Genomic DNA, 19,332 nt, shown 5'->3' with positions numbered 1-19,332 from the left:
TCTGTGTAAAGGGTTATGTAGCCAGCCCTTGGAATGGGGGTTTTGCGCGGAGGCACCAGCATGCGCATCGGACTCATTGTTGGCCCTTGGTTTACCGTGCCGCCCGAAAAGTACGGCGGAACTGAGCGTGTAGTGGATGCCTTGGCACGGGCGTTAGTGGATGCGGGACACGAGGTCCTGCTTGCGACGGCAGCGGACAGCACGTGCCCGGTGCCCCAGCTTCCGGGCTTTGGGCCCAGCGAGCCGGAAGAAGTCGGCCTCACACTGAGCGAGCTGGGCCATGTGATCAGGGCCTACCGGGAAATGGGCGATGTGGACATCATCCACGATCACACCCTGGCCGGCCCCCTTTACTCCCACCGGCCGCAGGATGTGCCCGTTGTGACCACCATCCACGGGCAGCTCTCACCACGGGCGGCAACCCTGTACCGGGACATGGCACAAGACACCGCCATCATCGCCATCTCCCACGATCAGTGCAGCCGGGTCCAGGATCTGGAAATCTCGGCGGTCATCCATCACGGGATCGACCTTTCCGCGGTGCGCCCTGGCCGCGGCGCCGGGGGATACCTGTGTTTCGTGGGACGGATGTGCCCGGATAAAGGACTCATGGAGGCGGTGCGTATTGCCCGGGCAGCGGATGTCCCCCTGCGGATCGCAGCCAAGATGCACGCACCGGATGAACTTGCCTACTTCCATGACGTGGTGCAGCCTTCCTTGGCTTCCAACGAGGAGTTCTTGGGCGAACTCCCGGATCCGGAGAAATACGAGTTGATGGGCGACGCGATGGCCCTGCTCAACCCCATCCAGTGGCACGAACCCTTTGGGCTGGTCATGATCGAAGCCCTGGCCACGGGAACCCCCGTCCTGGCCACACCCATCGGGGCAGCTCCGGAAATCGTCAGGAATGGTGTCACCGGTTTTGTGGCGTCCACGGGAAAATTGGTGGAGTGTGTTGGCCGCATCCCGGACCTGGACCGTGAGGCTTGCAGACGCTCCGTGGAAGAATCCTTCAGCGCGCAACGCATGGCAGCGGACCACGTTGACTTTTATGCGAAGGTCATTGAACAATTCCGCGCCGGACCTCTTCCCGGCGGGGACGTATTGCAAGAGAATCGGAGGCAAGCCCTCCAAGGCTACCCACCCTCAAGGAAAACTCCGGAGGAGGCCCGCCGGCCATGACTGCCTGGAACGAAGAGACTGAAGCCGGGGCGTCCGAGCTGGGCGCCGTTACGGTCGTCGAAGGTTCATCGTTCTGTATTTCCTCGCATTCCGGTGACATTCACGGAGGCGGTTCCCAAGGTGCCTACTATCAGGACACGCGGATAGTGTCGCGTTGGATCCTGCGGGTCAACGGCGCGTTGCGGGAGCCGTTGACTACCCGCAATCCCACCGCTTTCCAGGCTGAGTACCTTGGCAGGGCCTGCTCGGCAGACGGCAGGTTCGACAGCCCGCTGGTGGTCCAGCACCAAAGGCATGTGGGGGCCGGCCTGCGGGACGACCTCACCATCAGGAACTACTCGAGCCAGGACGCGCCGTGCGAGATTGAACTGCTGATCGACGCCGACCTCGCTGACCTCTTCGACGTCAAAGGCGGCCGCACCAACAAAGCCGGCAACCCTGTGAAGAAGGCCCACAGGAAAGAACTGCACATCGATTCCCTCCACTCCAGCGGCCAACGCAGGGGTGTGTCGTTCCGGGCCTCAGGCGCCGAGGTTTCCGATGATGGGCTACGGTTCCACGTCACCATTCCTGCCCGCAGCCAGTGGTCCACCAGCATCATCGCCCTTCCCCTGGTCAACGGAAAAGGACCTAGCGACCCCTTTACCGAAACCACGCCGCTGCACCACACGCCGGGCGTTCGCCGCCACGTCGCATGGGAAGAGCATGTTCCCCGGATTGCCGTGACGGACGCCAACGTAGAGGAAGTCCTGGAAAGGAGCCAGCGTGATTTGGGCTCGTTGCGGATCTTCGACCCCGCACACCCAGGCCGCGCCGCCGTAGCCGCGGGTGCGCCGTGGTTCATGGCACTGTTTGGGCGTGACTCGCTCCTTGCCTCCTATATGTCGCTCATGGTGGATCCCAACCTGGCGGCCGGAACCCTGCAGACCCTGGCCACGCTCCAAGGGACCAAGGTTGATATCGACTCCGAGGAAGAGCCGGGACGCATGCCCCACGAGGTGCGACTCGGGGTCACAGCAGGGCTCGCCCTGGGAGGGACCGCCTACTACGGAACCGCGGACGCGACGCCCCTGTTCGTCTCAACGCTCGGTGAGCTCAGCCGGTGGGGCCTCGGCACGGACATCATCGAATCCCTCCTCCCGCACGCTGACCGCGCCATCGAATGGATGGAGCAGTACGGGGACCGCGACGGCGACGGCTTCATCGAGTACCAACGGCCCAACCAGCACGGCTTGGTGAACCAGGGCTGGAAGGACTCCTGGGACGGCATCAACTTCGCCGACGGCCGCATGGCAGAGACGCCCATAGCCCTCTGCGAAGTTCAGGCCTACGCCTACGCGGCCTACGTGGGACGGTCCCTGCTGGCGCGGGCAGCGGGGGACTCCGCCGTCGAACGCCGATGCGCGGACCGCGCCGAAGCGCTGAAAGCCGCCTTCAACGAAGCCTTCTGGCTCCCGGAGCGGGGCTATTTTGCCCTGGCGCTGGACAAGGACAAGAAGCCCGTGGACTCCTGCACCTCCAACATGGGGCACTGCCTCTGGGTGGGCATCGTGGATGAGGACAAGGCCCCATTGGTGGCGGAGCGGCTGATGTCCCCTGAGATGTTCACGGGCTGGGGCATCCGGACTCTGGGGTCCGACATGGGCGCGTACAACCCAGTCAGCTACCACAACGGCTCCGTGTGGCCCCACGACACCGCGCTCGTCGCCACAGGACTGATGCGGTACGGCTTCGTGAAGGAAGCCAGCCGGGTTGCGAGCGGACTGTTCGACGCCGCCGAGTACTTTGGCGGGCAACTTCCGGAGCTTTTCTGCGGCTTTGACCGTGGCGACTTTTCGGAGCCGGTTCCGTATCCGACGGCGTGTTCCCCGCAAGCGTGGGCGGCTGCGGCGCCGGTCCAACTCGCCCGGATCCTGCTGCGGTTCGACCCCGACTTCACCCGGAACGTGCTGCATCTGGCGCCGATCCTGCCGGACGCTTATGGGTCGTTCCGCGCGGACAACGTGCTGCTGGGGCGCTCGCGGATCACCGTGCAAGCCTCCGGTTCGTCCGGTACCGTAAGCGGGCTTCCGGCAGGGCTCGAACTGCGCTCAGACCCTCGGCCGCCGCTGACGGGGGACTTGTTCGGCTAGAGCTCGTTTTCCATGACGAAGTCATGCTCCACGGTGTTGCCGAGCTTGAAAGATTTTGTGCCTACCCGCTGGAAACCGCTCTTCTCGTAGAAGCGGATGGCTTTCGCGTTCTCGCTGTTCACGCCCAGCCACACCCCGGCTGCGCCCTTGTCAGCAGCATTCGCCAACGAGGCCCTGATGAGTTCTGATGCTGCGCCCTTGCCGTGGTGGTCCGGGTGGACGTAGCACTTGCTCAGCTCGGTGGAGGGGAGCGCGGACAAGACGGATGCGACGTCGGGGTCGCTGGTCGGCTTGGCAATCAGCATGGTGTACCCGTTGAGCTGCCCGTCGTCGTCGATCACCAGGATGGTGATTTTCGCGTCGGCGAGGTAGTCCTCAAAGTTGTCTTCGCTCAGGGTCTTTTCAATGTGGGCCTGGATGTCCGCCGGTGAGGCGCCAGGCGGGCAGGCCAGCGGGAAGGTGATGGCGGCAAGCTCAGCCAGCTTCCCGGCGTCGTGCGTTGTTGCGGTGCGGATGGTTTCAGTCACGTGAGTCCCCCTTGCGAGTTTTTGGACACCTAATGCCCCCAAGAACGAATCTTAGGGGCATTAGCTGTACGAAAAAGTCCTGTTACTCCGCCTTGACCGCCAGCACCGGGCAGTCCGCCTCCAGCAGGATCCGTTGGGACACGCTGCCCATGATGAGCTTGCCCACTGGGCTGCGGCGGCGAAGGCCGATCACAATCAGGCTGGCGTCATTTTCGTCGGCGGCGTCCAGGACCTCGGCCGCTGCGTCATGGCCGCGGACCGGTTGCTTGATGATGTGCTGGATTCCATGGTCCGCCAGCCGGTCTTCGATGCTCTGGATATCCGGCTCCTGGGCATACCGGTTGTCCACTAGGGCGTCGCCCTTGGAGGAGTTGATGACCAGGAGGGTTTCGTTGATTTTCTTGGCCTCGGCGATGGCTTGCGTCAGTGCCGCTTCGCCTTCCGGTGTGGGGACGTATCCCACCACGATGGTCATGGTTTCTCCTGCTTCTGGTGGGTTGTTGTGGTTGATTCGGTGGGGGCGGCCGCCTCCGGTTCAACGGGAGTCGTGTGTCCGGACGGCCCGGCAAGCACTGGCAACGGCCGATTGCGTCGGATGAGCTTGTAGATGAACGGCCAGGCCAGGATGATCGCCACGATGATGTAGACCACGATCGCGATGGGTTCGCTGAAGAGGCCTGCGGGGTCGCCCGCGCTCAGTTGCAGCGTCTTGCGGAGCTGGCCTTCGATGCGCGGGCCAAGGATGACGCCGAGGATTAGCGGCAGGACCGGGAGCCCGAAGCGCCGCATCATGAAGCCCAAGGCGCCCAGTACCAGCAGGATCACCAGGTCGAAAGCCTGCAGATTGACCGAGTAGGCGCCCAGCGTGGCAAAGAACAGGATGCCTGCGTAGAGGTATGGGCGGGGGAGTTGCAGCAGCTTGGCCCAGACCGGCGCCAGGGGCAGGTTGATGAGCAGGAGCAGGAAATTGCCGATGAACAGGCTGGCGATGAGTGCCCAGACCAGGGGGCCTTGGCTGGAGAACAGCTGCGGGCCCGGCTGGATTCCGTAGGACGTAAAGGCAGCGAGCATCACGGCAGCCGTTGCGTTGGTGGGCAGGCCCAGGGCAAGCATGGGGGTCAGTGTTCCGGCAGCGGCGGCGTTGTTTGCCGCTTCCGGTCCGGCGACGCCCTCAATAGCGCCCTTGCCGAACTCCTCGGGGTGTTTGCTGAGCCGCTTCTCGGTGACGTAAGAGAGGAACGTAGGAATTTCCGCGCCGCCAGCTGGAAGGGCGCCAAACGGGAAGCCGAAGGCAGTGCCGCGAAGCCAAGGCTTCCAGGAACGCTGCCAGTCGTTCTTGCCCATCCATGGGCGGCCAACGGGAATGACGTGCAGCGGGGTCCGGCGCAGGTGGGCGGCAACCCAGAGCGCTTCACCCACGGCGAAGATGGCAACAGCCACCACCACAATGTCCAGGCCGTCCACCAGCAGGGGCTGGCCGAACGTCAGGCGCCGCTGGCCGGTCACGGAGTCGATGCCCACCAGCCCGATTGCGAGGCCCAGGGCCAGCGAAGCGAAGCCGCGGAGTCTTGAGGAACCAAGGACTGCGGTGACGGCAAGGAGGGCCAGAATCATGATCGCGAAGTAGCTGGGAGCGCCCAGGCTGACGGCGAATTGCACCACAATAGGTGCGAAGACGGCCAGCAGGGCAGTGCCGATGGTACCGGCAATGAAGGAACCGATGGCCGCAGTGGCAAGCGCCTGCGCGGCCCTGCCCGCTTTGGCCATCTTGTTGCCTTCGATCGCCGTCACCACCGACGACGATTCTCCCGGTGTGTTGAGGAGGATGGAGGTGGTGGAACCGCCGAACATGCCGCCGTAGTAGATACCGGCGAACATGATGAAGGCACTGGTGGGCTCCAACGCAGCGGTCACCGGCAGGAGCAATGCCACAGTCATGGCCGGGCCAAGTCCGGGAAGGACGCCGACGGCGGTGCCCAAGAGGACGCCGATTACGGCGAACAAGAGGTTCATGGGGGTCAGGGCGGTGGCGAAACCGTCCATCAAGGAGGACCAGACGTCCATTAGAGGATTCCTTCCAGGAGCCCGGCCGGCAGTGCGATGCCCAGGCCGAGGTAGAAACCGTAGAAGGTCAGCAGGGCCAGGGCGACGGAAATGAGGCCGTCACGAATGTAGCGGCGGCTGCCCAGTGCCAGCACGCTGCCCCAGAAGAGCACCGTTCCGGAAATGACCCAGCCGGCCCAGTCGATGAGCAGGATATTCAGGATGAAAGCTCCTGCCAGGGGAAGGACAGTCTTCCAATCTGCAGAGTGGGCGAGGTCCACGTCTTCGCCGCCTTCGGCTTCACCCTTGCCGCCCCGGAGGACGTTGATGGCAAGGAGGATGGCGCAAATAATCAAGAGTCCGGAAACAATGAACGGAACAGTCTTCGGACCCACCGGGTCCGACTGGGAGTACGGGGTCACCAGGCCGTTCGCATCCAGGAAGACCAGGACGCCCACCGCGCCGAGCAGGAGGGCTACCCCCAGCTCGGCGCGGCCTTTAAGGCCTGTGGCTAAGGAGCTCACGCCAACCCGAGCTTGGTGAGGACGTCCGCCACCCGCTTGTCCTGGTCAGTCAGGAACGTCTTGAACTCGTCACCGGTAACGAACGCATCGGACCAGCTGTGGGTCTTGAGAGCTTCCTTCCAGCCAGCGGATGCGTGCATCTTCTCAAGGGCGGCGATCAGGGACTTCTTGTCGTCCTCGCTGATGCCCGGAGGGGCCACAACGCCACGCCAGTTGGTGAAGACCAGGTCAATGTTGGATTCCTTCAGTGTGGGAGCGTCCACACCGTCCAGGCGGTTCTCGCCACTGGTGGCCAGTACGCGGATCTCACCGGACTTGATCTGCTGCAGGTACTCGCCGGCACCTGAAGCGGCGAAGCCGAGCTTGTTACCGAGGATGGCCGGCAAAAGGTCGCCACCGCCGTCGTAGGAAACAAAGTTGACCTTTGTGGCGTCAATGCCAACAGCGCCGGCCAACTGCATCGGCAGGAGGTGGTCCGGACCGCCGGGAGAGGAGCCGCCGCCAACCGAGATGGAAGCAGGGTCGGCTTTCCATGCCTTCACTAAATCATCAATGGTCTTGTACGGGGAGTCTTTGCCCACCATGATGGCGCCCGGTTCCTCGATGAGCTTTGCCAGCGGGGTGGTTTCGGTCAGCTTGGACTCGGACTTGTTGGTGTAGCTCGCCCCAACAACGCCCAGGCCCATGAGCATGGTGAGATCACCGTTGCCCTTCTCGTTGACGATGCGGGCCAAGCCCACGGTGCCGCCCGCACCGGCAAGGTTGAAGACCTCGGTGTTGGTGGAGATTTTCTCGTCGTCCAGGACCTTCGCAGCTGCACGCGCCGTGGTGTCGTAGCCACCGCCGGGGGTGTTGGGAACCATGATCTGGAGGCCGGTGATGGGTCCTGCTGCGCCGGTGCTGTCAGAACTGGTGGACTTGCCTGTGGCACCGCAGCCGGTGGCCATCAGGGCGATGCCGGCGGCGACGGCGGCGACTCGCAATGCGCGGATCTGGCGCATGGTGTTCCTCTTCTCATCATCGAAAATTCAGTGCAGGGCGATCAGCGTTGTGCCCCGTTGATTTGATGCTAGGTCCGTAAGTGACAGGGATCACTCTTGTGTTCGCAGTGATCTTTAAGTTCATTGCGTTCACGGTTTTTGACGGTCTGAGCTGGCCTTCTGTACCACTGGGGTCTTCTGTGCCGCTGGGGTATAGTTCCGATACGCCAGGGGGAGCAGTTGCCCGCACCCCGCTCACAGGCGCCACCAAAGGAAACCAGCAGTGACGCGATTGACTCGACTGCCTCGAAGACGAGGGATGTCCTTGGCAGGGCAATACCTTGTGCTGCAGTTGCTGATCGTCCTGGCGGTTCTTGTTGCCGTGGTGGCTATTTCGCTGGCGCAATCCGCCGCCGCCTTCGAACGGACCGAAGGCCGCCGGGCGCTTTCTGCAGCCGAAGCCCTGGGCAACAACCCTACGGTGCGTGCACTGCTACCTGCTGCCGAACCCCGCACCGGATCAGCACTTCCCGCCGTTGCCGAATCTGTCCGCACCGTCTCCGGATCCTCCCACGTGGCGCTCGCCAGGATGGACGGCACCGTGGTGGCCTCCTCAGATCCAAGCCTGGTGGGGCAGTCGATGCCGCTCGGTGACAGCAGGGTCATGGAAGGCCGTGCCTGGACAGGCGTCCTGCCGGGCAGTAACGGTGCCGTACTTTCCGCCCACGTCCCCGTCCTGGACGACGCCGGAACAATGATCGGCATAGCCTCCATCAGCCGGAACTACCCTTCCACCATCGAGCGGCTGGGAGACGCCGTTCCCAACCTCCTCACCTATCTGGGCGTGGCCAGTGTCCTCGGAGTGGCCGGATCCCTTCTGCTGTCCCGCCGCGTCAAACGGCAAACCCTGGGCATGGAACCGCGGGAAATCACGGGGCTCGTGGAAAACCGTGAAGCGATGCTGCAGGGCCTCAAAGAAGGTGTGGTGGCGCTGGATCCCCACGAGCGCATCACAGTGGCAAACCAGAGCGCCCGGCAACTCCTTGGCCTGCCACCGGACTGCGTGGGCAAAAAGCTGCGATCCCTGCACGTGGATCCTGCACTGAAAATCGTCCTCACCCGTGAGCAGTCAGACCCCGATCAGCTGGTGCTGGTGGGGGAACGGCTGGTAGTCATGAACCGCGTGGCCCTCCACTCGCACGGCCGCGACATCGGCTCGGTGACAACACTGAGGGACCGGACCGAACTGTCGTCCCTGGAGAGCGAACTCGGCGCCACCCGCACCGTCACGGACACCCTGCGGGCCCAAGCCCACGAGTTCGCCAACCAACTCCACGTCATCTCCGGACTCATCCAAATCGGCGAATACCATTCCGTAGTCCAGTTCGTCAACGGCGCCACACTGGACCGAACCAGGCTCAACGATGACGTCACCAGCCGCATCCAGGACCCCGCGCTCGCGGCCCTCCTCATCGCCAAAGCCAGTCTTGCCACCGAGCGCGGCGTGGAACTGCAGCTGGACCCGCAGTCCGCGCTGCCGCGCGTCAACGAGGAACTGTCGCGGGACCTCACCACGGTGGTGGGCAACCTGGTGGATAACGCGTTCGACGCCGTCACCGGCCTTCCGGGGGCATCGGTCCGGGTGCTGGTGGCAGACTCCGGTGACGAGGTGGCCGTCACGGTCCGGGACAACGGCCCCGGTGTACCCTCCGGCTCCGCCGAGGACATCTTCCGGCAGGGCTTCTCCACCAAAGAGCCCGGCCTGGGAGACGCCCGCGGTTTTGGCTTGGCGTTGTCACGGGTGATCTGCCGGCGATCCGGAGGGGACCTGAGCTTCTCCAACGACCATGGAGCGGTGTTCTCAGCACGCTTCAGCAACAAGGGGGCAACTCAGCCGTGATTAAAGTACTGATCGTCGACGACGACTTCATGGTGGCCAAGGTCCATGCCGGGTTCATCCAACGGACGCCCGGCTTCGGAGTGGTGGGCGTGGCCCATACGGGTGCGCAGGCCCTGGTGGAGACCGAGCGGCTGCAGCCGGACCTGGTGCTGTTGGACATCCATCTCCCGGACATCAACGGGCTTGACCTCATGCACCAGCTCCGCGATATTGCCCCGGAGCTGGATGTCCTGGTGATCAGCGCTGCCCGCGAAGTGGAGACTGTGCGGAAGGCTTTGCGCGGCGGCATAGTCCATTACCTGATCAAGCCGTTCTCCCAATCCGACCTACAGGAGCGGCTGGAGCACTATCTCAGTGCTTACCAGGGCCTGGACGCGTCCAAGGTTGAAGCGGAGCAATCCGATGTAAACCGCGTCTTCGGGTTGAGTGTTTCCGAGCGGACCCTTCCCAAGGGCTGCAGCGTGGAGACGCTCGAATTGGTTGAATCGGCGCTCAAGTCTGCGCCCGGTGACCTCTCAGCCGCCGAGCTTGCAGAACAGTTGGGTACGTCCCGGGTCAGCGCCCGTCGTTACCTTGAGTACCTCCACGACGAGGGGGCGCTGGAGGTCAGACTCAAGTACGGCGTCGGACGCCCTGAAAGGCGATATGTGCTGAAGGGGCGGTGAGTCCTGAGGGGTGCGAATCAGTGCTGGTTGATATCACGACGGTGGCTCATGGCGACTACCAGAACAATAAGTTGAGCGTCCCGGATCTCATAGATAATCCGGAAGTCGCCGGTACGGACACGCCAGTCACCACTGTTGCCGGATAGCTTTTGCCTCTGGCGGGCGAGGTGTTTCGGCGAGGAGTTCAATTGCAGCCTGAATACGTCGGCGTGCGTCCGGCGGGAGCTTTCGCAACTGACGGACGGCGGCAGGCGCGAGCTGCACTGAATAGCTCAAGCCAAGCCCAGCTCCGCTTTGACTTCCTCCCATGGCACGGCACCACTGCCGGTCTCGGTCATTTCGGTTCGAGCAGCTCAGTGCCGCGACGCGGCGACCACGGCGCAGCAAATACACCGGTTCGTGGCTTACTCGCGCGGTATCAACCGCTTCGGAAAGCCGACTTCGCGCAACAGTGACTGTCATCTCGCTCATACACCAATTAGGCTTTTCTACGCTGAAATGTACATTTCAGCGCTAGGTGCTCATGCGGTCGGGTTCCAGCCCAATGCCGGCCCCAGCTTCCCGGCGATGTCGCTAAGGATCTGCACGTAGTCCTCGTGGTCAAAACTGAACGGCAGGGCGAAGGCGACTTCGTCCACTTCCTGGAAGCCCTCATGGGCGTACAGTTGCGCGGCGATTTCGTCGCTGCTGCCAATGAGGTCCTTTGCGAAGAGCATGCCCTTGGGCCCCTGCGGAGCGCTGGTCCGCGGAGTGCGCTGATCGACGTAACGCTGGTATTTTTCCTGCTGGGCCGCGGAAGCCGAATCGGTGGGGATGACCACCAGGCCCTGCGAAGCCCGGGCGGTGTTTCCGGACGCTGCTGCGGCTTCACGGTACGCCCGGATCTGTGATTGTTGGACCCTGGCAAAGTCCGGTTCCTGGTCCTTATCCGGGAAAATCACGCTGCTGGACAGCAGATTGAAGCCGTTGGCCCCCGCCCATACGGCCGACTTCATGCTGCCCGCCCCGTACCAAAGGCGGCTGCGCAGTCCGGGTGAGTGCGGCTCCACCCGGTTGGAGTACTCCTCCACAACGCCCTGCTTGCCGGAGAAGTCCCTTACTTTTTCGCCTGCCACCAACCGTGCGAACCGGTCCACGCGGGCATATGAGAAGTCTTCTGATTCCGAAGAATCCGGGTACAGCTCATGCTTCACGGTGTGGTAGTTCATGGGTTCGCCCACGCTCAGCCCCGGATTGATCCGTCCCCCCGCGAGTAGGTCCACGGTGGCCAGGTCCTCTGCCAGGCGTAGCGGGTTTTCCCAACCCAGCGGCGTTACTGCGGTGCCGAGTTCAATCCTGGACGTGCGTTGGCTGGCGGCGGCCATCACCGCCACGGGGGAGGAGATGCCGAACTGCAGATGGCGGTGCCGCAACCATGCGCTGTCGAACCCCAGCTGCTCGCCGAGTTCGATGATCTCCAGCGTGGATCGGTGCCCGGCGGCCGGATCGGTGGGGTCGAACAGGCCGATGGTGAGGAATCCAAGCTTGCGGAGGGGATGTTCTTGGGTTGGCATGGGCTTCCTTCGGGCTGGGCGTGAGGTTACTGCCCAGAATAATTGCCGGTACCGAGGACGACGGCGGGACGTTACCTTTTGTGATGGGTGCACGTTACGCCAAGCACAGCTTCTTCACAGCGACGTGACTGATGACGGCTTCCAAGGTTCAAGGTACCGCTTTGGTACCATCGAACCATGGCTATGAATCTGCGCGTCCCAGAAGACCTCGATCGACGGCTGGAGAAGTTGGCCGCAGAGGAACACACGTCCAAGTCCGCACTCCTGTTGCAGGGGGCAGAGTTGGTTCTGCAGCGTCATGCGCGTCGACGCGAAATCAGTGAAGGCCTTGATTTCGTGATGAGTCATGATGCTGAGCTGCTGACGCGCCTTGAGGACGCGTGACAGCGTACCTGGACATTGAAGACGCCCTTCAAGTCGTTGACCGGTACGGCTTTCATATTCGCGATGTTGGCTTGTTGGCCTCGGCGTTGGCCAGACCGGCTACAACTGTCATGGGAGCGGAAGCCTATCCTGATCTTGCAATTAAGGCAGCTGCGCTATTGGAGTCTGTCGCCCGGTTCCGTCCCCTTATAGATGGGAACAAGCGAACTGCGTGGACGCTCATGGTGCTGTTGCTGTGGATCAACGGATATAAGCATGACTTCACCACGGAAAAAGGCTTCGAGCTTGTGGTTGGAGTCGCCGCGGGCGCCATCGAACTGCGGGATTCTTCCGCTGAGATTTCTCAGCACTTGGTGCCCCGCCGCTAGACCCCTACCGTCTTCAGGTAGTTCCGTATTCCGTCCACCACCATCTGGTGGTCCTCGTCAGAGCTCAGCCCCGAAACCGTGACAGCACCGATCACACCGGCGCCCCGGACGCGGATGGGGAAGGAACCGCCGTCGAGGGTGTAGTCCTCGGGGGCAAGCCATCCGCCGCCCAACGGGTTGCGCTCGGCGAATTGTTCACCCAACAATGCCGTACTGTGCTCGAATCGCAGCACGGCGGCGGACTTGCGGCGGATCCACTCTTCCTGGTCGCCTGTGGCACCGGGCAGGACGCAGCGGAACAGCACAATGTTGTGCCTGCGGATATCGATCGCGACGCCGAAGTCCGATGCGATGGCGTGGTTGGCGATCAGCGAGCCGAGTCGCCATGCGTCATGGTGATCGAACGAACCGAACACCAGTTCATCCTCTTGCTGCTTCAGCTCCACCATGCGTGCAGATTCGCTCATGCCGCACCAACCCGGTCAGCGTCGTAGCTCAGTCCTACCTGGCGTCGGATTTCGTCCATGGCGGCCATGATGGCCACGGTCTCGGCTGGCGGCAGGATGGTTCCGGCAGTCTCACCTGAGCGGATCAGGCGTTCCAGTTCAGCAGCCTGATACTGCATGCCGCGGCTGGTGACGGGCTGGTCATACCGCTCAATGACACTGCCGTCCACGGCATGAACGGTGAAGGGAACCGGGTTGTACCAAGTGCTTTCTATGTCGATCCACCCTTCGCTGCCGATGACCATGGCACGGTTGGCGCTGGCGGCGTCGAGTTCGCAATCCACCATCGCCTGGGCACCACTGGCGTATTCGAAGATCGCTGCGGTCTGACGATCGACGCCGGTGGTCGACATGGAGGCGCTGGCCTTTATGGACGCAGGAGTGCCCAGGATGTCGAAGGCAAAGGAGACCGGGTAGATGCCCAGGTCCAGTAGCGCCCCGCCGCCCAGGGCGGGATCGTTGAGCCGGTGGGCGGGATCCTTGGGAAGGCTCTGGTTGTGGGTGGCCACCACCTTGCGTACCTCACCGATGGTTCCTGAAGCGATGATGTCCCGGAGGCGAATCATGTGCGGCAGGAACCTGGTCCACATGGCCTCCAGCGCCACGAGCCCTTTGGATTCCGCGAGGTCAACAATGTCCTGTGCCTGGCGGGCATTCATGGTGAACGCCTTCTCCACCAGGACGTGCTTGCCAGCATTCAACGCCAAGAGGGCGTTCTCATGGTGGAAAGGGTGCGGCGTGGCCACGTAGACCACATCAACCAGGGGATCTGCAACAAGGTCCTCATAGCTGCCATGCGCGGTGGCCACGCCGTACTCCCCAGCGAACGACTCACTCGATTCCAACGATCGCGATCCCACGGCTTGCACCGTGAAACCGTTCTCCTTCAAGTCCTTGGTCTGGAGCCCTGCGATGAATCCTGTGCCGAGGATTCCCCAGCGGATTGTTCCGTCGGAGGTGCCGTTGCTGAGGGTCACGTGCTTAGTCCTTGCTGCTGAACGCGGCGTCGAAGCTGGTTTGTGAGGCGGGGAAGTCGAACTTCTTGAGGGCGGCGAGGGCTTCGGGGGCGCCGTGGAGTCGGTCCATGCCGGCGTCTTCCCATTCTACGGAGATCGGTCCGTTGTAGCCGATGGCGGTGAGGGCGCGGAAGGAGGATTCCCAGGGCACATCGCCTCGTCCGGCGGAGACGAAGTCCCAGCCACGGCGGGGATCTCCCCAGGGCAGGTGCGAGCCCATCACGGTGTTCCGGCCGGTGGGGCGCAGCTTGGTGTCCTTGCAGTCCACGTGGTAAATCCGGTCCTTGAAGTCCCAGATGAAGGACACGGGATCGATGCCCTGCCACATGAAGTGGGACGGGTCCCAGTTCAGGCCGAACGCTTCGCGGTGGCCGATCGCTTCGAGGGTCCGGACGGTGGTCCAGTAGTCGTAGGCGATTTCGGAGGGGTGGACTTCGTGGGCGAAGCGGACCCCGCATTCGTCGAAGACGTCCAGGATGGGGTTCCAACGGTCGGCGAAGTCCTGATAGCCGGCGTCGATGACCTTCTCCGGGACGGGAGGGAACATGGCGACGTACTGCCAGATGGAGGAGCCGGTGAACCCGACCACAGTGTCCACGCCTAAGGCGCGGGCGAGGCGGGCGGTGTGTTTCATTTCTTCGGCGGCGCGTTGGCGGACGCCTTCGGGTTCCCCGTCGCCCCAGACGCGGGATCCGACGATCGCTTCGTGGCGGAAGTCGATGGGGTCATCGCATACTGCCTGGCCCTTGAGGTGGTTGGAGATGGCCCAGACCTTGAGGTTGTACTTTTCCAGGACAGCGAGTTTGGATTCGACGTAGCCGGGTTCGTCCCAGCGCCAGGCGTCCAGATGGTCTCCGGAGACGGCGATTTCCAGGCCGTCGTAGCCCCAGCCGGAAGCAAGACGCGCGACTTCCTCGAAGGGAAGGTCGGCCCACTGGCCGGTGAACAGGGTGTACGGGCGGGGCATGTCAGGCTCCTTCAGTAACGGATGCGGTGAGCTGGATCAGTGAGCTTTTGGCGGCTGCGGACTCTTCCACGGCGGCCAGGATGTGCTGGACGTTCAGTCCCTCTTCAAACGACGGCGACGGCGACTCACCCGCGGCGATCGCGGTGAGGAAGTCGCGGATCTGGTGCGTGAAGGTGTGTTCCCAGCCGATGATGTGACCTTGCGGCCACCACGCTTCCAGGTACGGGTGTTCGGGCTCGTTGACCAGGATCCGGCGGAATCCTTGCTCACGGACGGGCACTGTGGTGTCCATGAAATAGAGTTCGTTCAGGTTCTCCAGGTCAAAGGTCAGCGAACCAAGCGAGCCGTAGATTTCCAGTCTCAGGGAGTTCTTCTGGCCAGTCGCTACGCGGGAAGCTTCAACTGAGGCGATTGCTCCTGAGGCGAGCGAGAGGTTTACCCAGGCGGCGTCGTCGACCGTGACATCCTCCGGGTCCTCTGCGCCGGGGCGCTGATCAACAAAAGTCTGCAGGCGGCCCGAAACCTCGGTGACAGCATCGTCCAGAAGGTACAGGACCTGGTCGATGGCGTGAGAGGCGATGTCGCCCAGGGCGCCGGATCCGGCGGTTTCCTTGCGGAGGCGCCAGGACATGGGGGACTGGGCGTCGGTCAGCCAGTCCTGCAGGTACGCGGCGCGAACATGCCGGACTGTGCCGAGACGACCTTCCGCAATGAGTTCCTTGGCGAGGGCAAGCGCTGGGACGCGGCGGTAGTTGAAGCCGATCATCGACTGCACACCGCGGTCCCGGGCCTTTGCGGCGGCTGCGGTCATCAGCTCGGCCTCACCCAAGGTGTTGGCCAGCGGCTTCTCCACCAGAACGTGCTTGCCCGCTTCCAAAGCCGCAATGGCGATTTCGGCGTGCATCCAGCCCGGTGCGCAGATATCGATGATGTGGATGTCGTCCCGTTCGATCACGGAGCGCCAGTCAGTGGCGGACTCGGCCCAGCCGTACTTGGCGGCGGCTTCCGCGACGGCATCTGCGTCCCGGCCCACCAGCACTTTTTGCTCGAAGGCCGGGACGTCAAAGAAGCTGGAGACGTTGCGCCACGCATTCGAGTGGGCCTTACCCATGAAGGCGTAACCGATTGCCGCGACGCCCAGCGGCGAGGAGGTAGGAATAGTCATCTGGTTCCTCGCCGGCTCTAAAGGGTGGCGGTTTCGGGTGCCCAGTCCTCGGGGAGGGCGGCCGAGGCGGGTGCGTTGCTGGTGACGTCCACGAAGGTACCCGATTCCACGGATTCGGCTATCGAGACCATGCTGTCCAGCACGTGGTAGGCGAGGTCGCCGGTGGCCCGGTGGGCAGTACCGGCACGAAGGGCGCGGGCCATGTCCAGAACACCCAGGCCACGGCCGTTGGCCGGACCCGTTGCAGGGATGATCTCCGGCTCTTCCGCGCCGGGACGCCAGAGCTTGAGGTCGCCGTCGAAGTAGTTTGGATCCGGGAGGGACAGGGTGGCCTCAGAGCCGGTGATTTCCACGAAGCCCATCCGCAGGCGCGGTGATTCGAAGGAGAACACGCTGTGGGAGGACTGGCCGCCTTCGAACTGCGCCATCGCGGAGACGTGGGTGGGGACCTCGACGGCGAATTCCTCGCCTGCCTTGGGGCCGGAACCAATGACGCGGGTCGCTTTGGCGGAGGAACCGACGGCGGCCACCTTGCGGATCGATCCGAAGGTCTGGATCAGGGCGGTGAGGTAGTACGGGCCCATGTCGAACAGGGGGCCGGCGCCGTGCTGGAACAGGAACGCGGGGTTGGGGTGCCAGGACTCCGGGCCGGGGGTTTGGAACGTGGTCATGCCGGTCAGGGGTGTGCCGATGTCGCCGCGCTCAATGATGCGTCGGGCGGTTTGCAGCCCGGCGCCGAGGAACGTGTCCGGGGCCGTGCCCAGGCGGATCCCAGCGGCGTCGGCTGCCTTGAGCAGGCCGAGCCCGGATTCGCGGTCCAAGGAGAAGGGCTTCTCGGTCCAGACGTGCTTGCCCGCGTTGACGGCTGCGGTGGCGACCTCGACGTGCGCTGCCGGGATGGTCAGGTTCACGATGATCTCGACGTCGGGGTGGTTCAGGGCCAGCTCCGGGGCACCGAATTCGGGGATCCCGTATTCTTCGGCGCGCGCCTTTGCTGCCTCTTCGAAGAGGTCCGCGATCACCAGGACTTTCAGGTCCGGGAAGACCGTGAGGTTGTCCAGGTACTGCTTGCTGATGTTGCCCGCGCCGATGACGGCAACGCCCACGGGGCCTTTGCGGGTAGACGGTGCGAAGCTCATGCCTTGGCTCCTTCTGCTGCCTGGGTGTCGGTTGCAGCGTCTGCGCTGGCCGCTGCGGTGAGGTAGTTCAAGCTCTCGGTGATGCCTTGGAAGATGTCTCCGGAGTAGTCATCGAATTCCACCACGCCCACTTCCAGGGACTTCGCTGCGGCGATGACATCCAGCACCGGGACGGTGCCCTGGCCTGCGGGCTGCTGGGCTTTGGTGTCGGTGGTGGCCGGGCCGTCCTTGATGTGGATGAGCTTCACGCGGTCACCCAGGCGTGCCAGCAGTTCCACGGGGTCCTGGCCACCGACGGCAACCCAGTACGTGTCTACTTCAAGGACGAGTTCGGGATCCAGCAAACCTTCGAGGTACTCCAGGGCGGTTTTGCCTTCGATGGTGGACTCCAGCTCCCATGCGTGGTTGTGGTAGCCGACGCGGATGCCGTACTCGGCACCCTTCTTCGCTGCTGCGTTGAGCTTGGCCGCGGTGGCCTGGATGTCCTGGGCCGACTGCCAGTGCTCGGCGGGAAGGAATGGATCGATCACCGTGGTGATGCCCAGCTCCTTGGCTGCTGCAAAGATCTCATCCTGGTCCTGGCTCAACAGCGGGGCATGGCCGGACGGAGCCGTCAGGCCGTTCTCCTTCAACGCCGCGCCAAGTTCCTTGGCCGTGGCCACGAAGTTATAGGGCTCCACCTGCGTGAAACCGATCTCGGCAACCCTCTTGATGGTGCCTGGCAGGTCCTCCTGGATGGCATCACGGAGGGTATACAGCTGGAGCGAATACGACATGGGGATCCTTTTCGGGAGTGCTTTTCCGGGATATCAGGGCCTTGGCGCCAGTCTAGTGAGCACCCCCTCGGGGAGCCACCGATTCCACACGTCAATGGACTGGACACCAACTCCTTCAGCTTAAAGGGACTTTTGCCGAGCGTCTAGCAAAAGTTGCAAGAATTCCGCAAAACTTCTGCTGGATGACATGCATAAGCAATCATGCTTCACTAATTGCATGACATCTGAGGCCGGAATCGACGCCGGAAATAGCTCCGTGCCCGAAGCCGGCAATCTCTCCCGCGCCGGAAATCTCTTCCAACTCCTCCGCGACGGTAAGGCGCGCACCCGGGCTGAGCTTGCAGAAACCACTGGCCTTGCCCGCTCCACCGTTGCCTCAAGGATTGACGCCCTCATCAGCTCAGGGCTCGTCGGCCCTGCTGGCGAAGCGAGCTCCACAGGCGGCAGGCCGCCGTCGCGCGTTGCCTTCAACCCCGCCGCGCGCGTTGTCCTGGCCGTCGACGTCGGAGCTACCCACGTGATTGTTGCCGTCACCGATCTCGGCGGCGACGTCGTGGCCGAGCGACGGCTGACGCAGGAGGTCGCTGACGGGCCGGACGTGGTCCTGGGCCGCGTGGTTTCAGCGGGCATGGAACTCCTGGCCGAAGCCGGCCGCGAACCCGGCGAGCTCGCCGGAATAGGCATCGGCCTGCCCGGTCCCGTGGAACACGCCAGCGGCAGGCCGGTCAAGCCGCCCATCATGCCTGGCTGGGACGGATTCGACGTCGTCACGTACGTTCAGCGCTCCCTGCCGGTTCCAGTCCTGGTGGACAACGACGTCAACATCATGGCCCTCGGTGAACGCACCGCGTACTGGCCGGACCATGAAAACTTCCTCTTCATCAAAGTGGCCACCGGAATCGGCGCGGGCATCATCAGCAGCGGACAATTACAGCGCGGCGCCAACGGCACCGCCGGCGACCTCGGCCACGTCCGTGTGCCCCGCGGTGACGACGTCCTCTGCCGCTGCGGCAACCACGGCTGCCTCGAGGCACTTGCCTCAGGTCCCGCCGTCGCGCGTCAACTGCAGGCACAAGGGCTGGAAGCTGCCAGCGGCGCCGACGTCCTGCGACTCGTTGGCGAAGGAAACCTGCAGGCCATCCAGGCGCTTCGGCAGGCCGGACGCGATGTTGGCGATGTCTTAGCCACCGTGGTCAACCTGCTCAACCCGTCCATGATCATCATCGGCGGCAGCGTGGGGGAGGCGGGTGAGCACCTGGTGGCCGGGATCCGCGAAGTGGTCTACCGGCGGTCCTTGCCCCTGGCCACCACGCACCTGCGCATCGGCATTTCCATGGCCGGTCAGCGCGCGGCGATCCTTGGCGCCAGCCACCTGGTGACCCAGCATGTTCTGTCACCGTCCGTGATTGAGGCCACGCTCCAAGCAGCGGGCTAGGTCCTCTTTAAGGGCTTTCGCGGCGTGGGAGCGTGATAGCAATGAAAGTGATGAGTACTTTCTTCGCTTC

General features: G+C 63.4%; 20 protein-coding genes. 7 read left to right on the top strand and 13 right to left on the bottom strand.

Features of this window, described 5'->3' with window-relative positions:
* Positions 1–60 precede the first annotated feature (60 nt).
* Together MOD31_RS01145 and MOD31_RS01140 are read left to right on the top strand one after the other, a co-directional pair.
* The gene (locus tag MOD31_RS01145; protein ID WP_250819646.1) at positions 61–1,182 is read left to right on the top strand and encodes a glycosyltransferase family 4 protein; all 1,122 of its coding nucleotides are present in this window, start codon (positions 61–63) and stop codon (positions 1,180–1,182) included.
* Complete coding sequence (locus MOD31_RS01140; protein ID WP_250819645.1) at positions 1,179–3,314, top strand: glycogen debranching N-terminal domain-containing protein; 2,136 nt, start codon at positions 1,179–1,181, stop codon at positions 3,312–3,314. The genes MOD31_RS01145 and MOD31_RS01140 overlap by 4 nt, the downstream gene beginning before the upstream one ends.
* Here MOD31_RS01140 and MOD31_RS01135 read toward each other — a convergent pair.
* From MOD31_RS01135 to MOD31_RS01115, 5 genes are all read right to left on the bottom strand, one after another.
* The gene (locus MOD31_RS01135) at positions 3,311–3,841 is read right to left on the bottom strand and encodes a GNAT family N-acetyltransferase (protein ID WP_166841335.1); all 531 of its coding nucleotides are present in this window, start codon (positions 3,839–3,841) and stop codon (positions 3,311–3,313) included. The genes MOD31_RS01140 and MOD31_RS01135 overlap by 4 nt on opposite strands.
* Before the next feature lie 82 nt (positions 3,842–3,923).
* A complete protein-coding gene (locus tag MOD31_RS01130; protein WP_250819644.1) occupies positions 3,924–4,316 on the bottom strand; it encodes a universal stress protein in 393 nt (130 codons plus the stop codon).
* Entirely contained in the window at positions 4,313–5,905 is a 1,593-nt protein-coding gene (locus tag MOD31_RS01125) for a tripartite tricarboxylate transporter permease (RefSeq protein WP_223941736.1), read from the bottom strand. Before MOD31_RS01125 ends, MOD31_RS01130 begins: the two co-directional genes overlap by 4 nt.
* Entirely contained in the window at positions 5,905–6,408 is a 504-nt protein-coding gene (locus MOD31_RS01120) for a tripartite tricarboxylate transporter TctB family protein (RefSeq protein ID WP_142936726.1), read from the bottom strand. Before MOD31_RS01120 ends, MOD31_RS01125 begins: the two co-directional genes overlap by 1 nt.
* A complete protein-coding gene (locus tag MOD31_RS01115) occupies positions 6,405–7,409 on the bottom strand; it encodes a tripartite tricarboxylate transporter substrate binding protein (RefSeq protein WP_142936725.1) in 1,005 nt (334 codons plus the stop codon). The genes MOD31_RS01120 and MOD31_RS01115 overlap by 4 nt, the downstream gene beginning before the upstream one ends.
* Before the next feature lie 298 nt (positions 7,410–7,707).
* On the opposite strand from MOD31_RS01115, the gene MOD31_RS01110 reads away from it, so the two are divergent.
* Both MOD31_RS01110 and MOD31_RS01105 read left to right on the top strand, forming a co-directional pair.
* Positions 7,708–9,288, top strand: coding sequence for a sensor histidine kinase (locus tag MOD31_RS01110; RefSeq protein WP_250819690.1), 1,581 nt, complete (start codon positions 7,708–7,710; stop codon positions 9,286–9,288).
* The gene (locus MOD31_RS01105) at positions 9,285–9,953 is read left to right on the top strand and encodes a response regulator (RefSeq protein WP_142936724.1); all 669 of its coding nucleotides are present in this window, start codon (positions 9,285–9,287) and stop codon (positions 9,951–9,953) included. The genes MOD31_RS01110 and MOD31_RS01105 overlap by 4 nt, the downstream gene beginning before the upstream one ends.
* A gap of 17 nt (positions 9,954–9,970) precedes the next feature.
* Here MOD31_RS01105 and MOD31_RS01100 read toward each other — a convergent pair whose 3' ends face one another.
* Positions 9,971–10,141 (bottom strand): type II toxin-antitoxin system RelE/ParE family toxin, encoded by a 171-nt coding sequence (locus MOD31_RS01100; RefSeq protein WP_308196337.1) that lies wholly within the window; start codon positions 10,139–10,141, stop codon positions 9,971–9,973.
* A gap of 333 nt (positions 10,142–10,474) precedes the next feature.
* Positions 10,475–11,506: an LLM class flavin-dependent oxidoreductase gene (locus MOD31_RS01095; RefSeq protein ID WP_250819643.1), complete on the bottom strand. Its 1,032-nt coding sequence runs from the start codon at positions 11,504–11,506 to the stop codon at positions 10,475–10,477.
* A gap of 177 nt (positions 11,507–11,683) precedes the next feature.
* Here MOD31_RS01095 and MOD31_RS01090 point away from each other — a divergent pair, with 177 nt between their 5' ends.
* Positions 11,684–11,890 carry a ribbon-helix-helix protein, CopG family gene (locus MOD31_RS01090; protein WP_223941739.1) on the top strand — a complete coding sequence of 69 codons (207 nt, stop codon included), beginning with the start codon at positions 11,684–11,686 and terminating at the stop codon, positions 11,888–11,890.
* Entirely contained in the window at positions 11,887–12,258 is a 372-nt protein-coding gene (locus MOD31_RS01085) for a Fic family protein (protein ID WP_250819642.1), read from the top strand. The genes MOD31_RS01090 and MOD31_RS01085 overlap by 4 nt, the downstream gene beginning before the upstream one ends.
* Here MOD31_RS01085 and MOD31_RS01080 read toward each other — a convergent pair.
* From MOD31_RS01080 to MOD31_RS01055, 6 genes are read right to left on the bottom strand one after another with little or no spacing between them, the layout of a single operon-like run.
* The gene (locus MOD31_RS01080) at positions 12,255–12,725 is read right to left on the bottom strand and encodes a heme-degrading domain-containing protein (RefSeq protein ID WP_142936721.1); all 471 of its coding nucleotides are present in this window, start codon (positions 12,723–12,725) and stop codon (positions 12,255–12,257) included. The genes MOD31_RS01085 and MOD31_RS01080 overlap by 4 nt on opposite strands.
* Positions 12,722–13,741 carry a Gfo/Idh/MocA family protein gene (locus MOD31_RS01075; protein ID WP_250819641.1) on the bottom strand — a complete coding sequence of 340 codons (1,020 nt, stop codon included), beginning with the start codon at positions 13,739–13,741 and terminating at the stop codon, positions 12,722–12,724. The genes MOD31_RS01080 and MOD31_RS01075 overlap by 4 nt, the downstream gene beginning before the upstream one ends.
* Before the next feature lie 4 nt (positions 13,742–13,745).
* Positions 13,746–14,747: a sugar phosphate isomerase/epimerase gene (locus tag MOD31_RS01070; RefSeq protein ID WP_250819640.1), complete on the bottom strand. Its 1,002-nt coding sequence runs from the start codon at positions 14,745–14,747 to the stop codon at positions 13,746–13,748.
* 1 nt (position 14,748) lies between these two features.
* Positions 14,749–15,912: a Gfo/Idh/MocA family protein gene (locus tag MOD31_RS01065; protein ID WP_250819639.1), complete on the bottom strand. Its 1,164-nt coding sequence runs from the start codon at positions 15,910–15,912 to the stop codon at positions 14,749–14,751.
* 17 nt (positions 15,913–15,929) lie between these two features.
* On the bottom strand, positions 15,930–17,051 hold the full coding sequence (locus MOD31_RS01060) for a Gfo/Idh/MocA family protein (protein ID WP_250819638.1): 1,122 nt from the start codon (positions 17,049–17,051) through the stop codon (positions 15,930–15,932).
* Complete coding sequence (locus MOD31_RS01055) at positions 17,048–17,827, bottom strand: sugar phosphate isomerase/epimerase (protein ID WP_142936716.1); 780 nt, start codon at positions 17,825–17,827, stop codon at positions 17,048–17,050. The genes MOD31_RS01060 and MOD31_RS01055 overlap by 4 nt, the downstream gene beginning before the upstream one ends.
* Positions 17,828–18,044: 217 nt before the next feature.
* Between MOD31_RS01055 and MOD31_RS01050 the strand changes: the two genes are divergently transcribed.
* Positions 18,045–19,262, top strand: coding sequence for an ROK family transcriptional regulator (locus MOD31_RS01050; RefSeq protein ID WP_223941744.1), 1,218 nt, complete (start codon positions 18,045–18,047; stop codon positions 19,260–19,262).
* The last annotated feature ends 70 nt before the right edge of the window (positions 19,263–19,332 follow it).

The organism is Paenarthrobacter sp. TYUT067 (assembly GCF_023656375.1).
Classification (GTDB): domain Bacteria; phylum Actinomycetota; class Actinomycetes; order Actinomycetales; family Micrococcaceae; genus Arthrobacter.
Note: the sequence above shows the minus strand (reverse complement) of the source record. Positions and strands in the feature narration are given on the sequence as shown.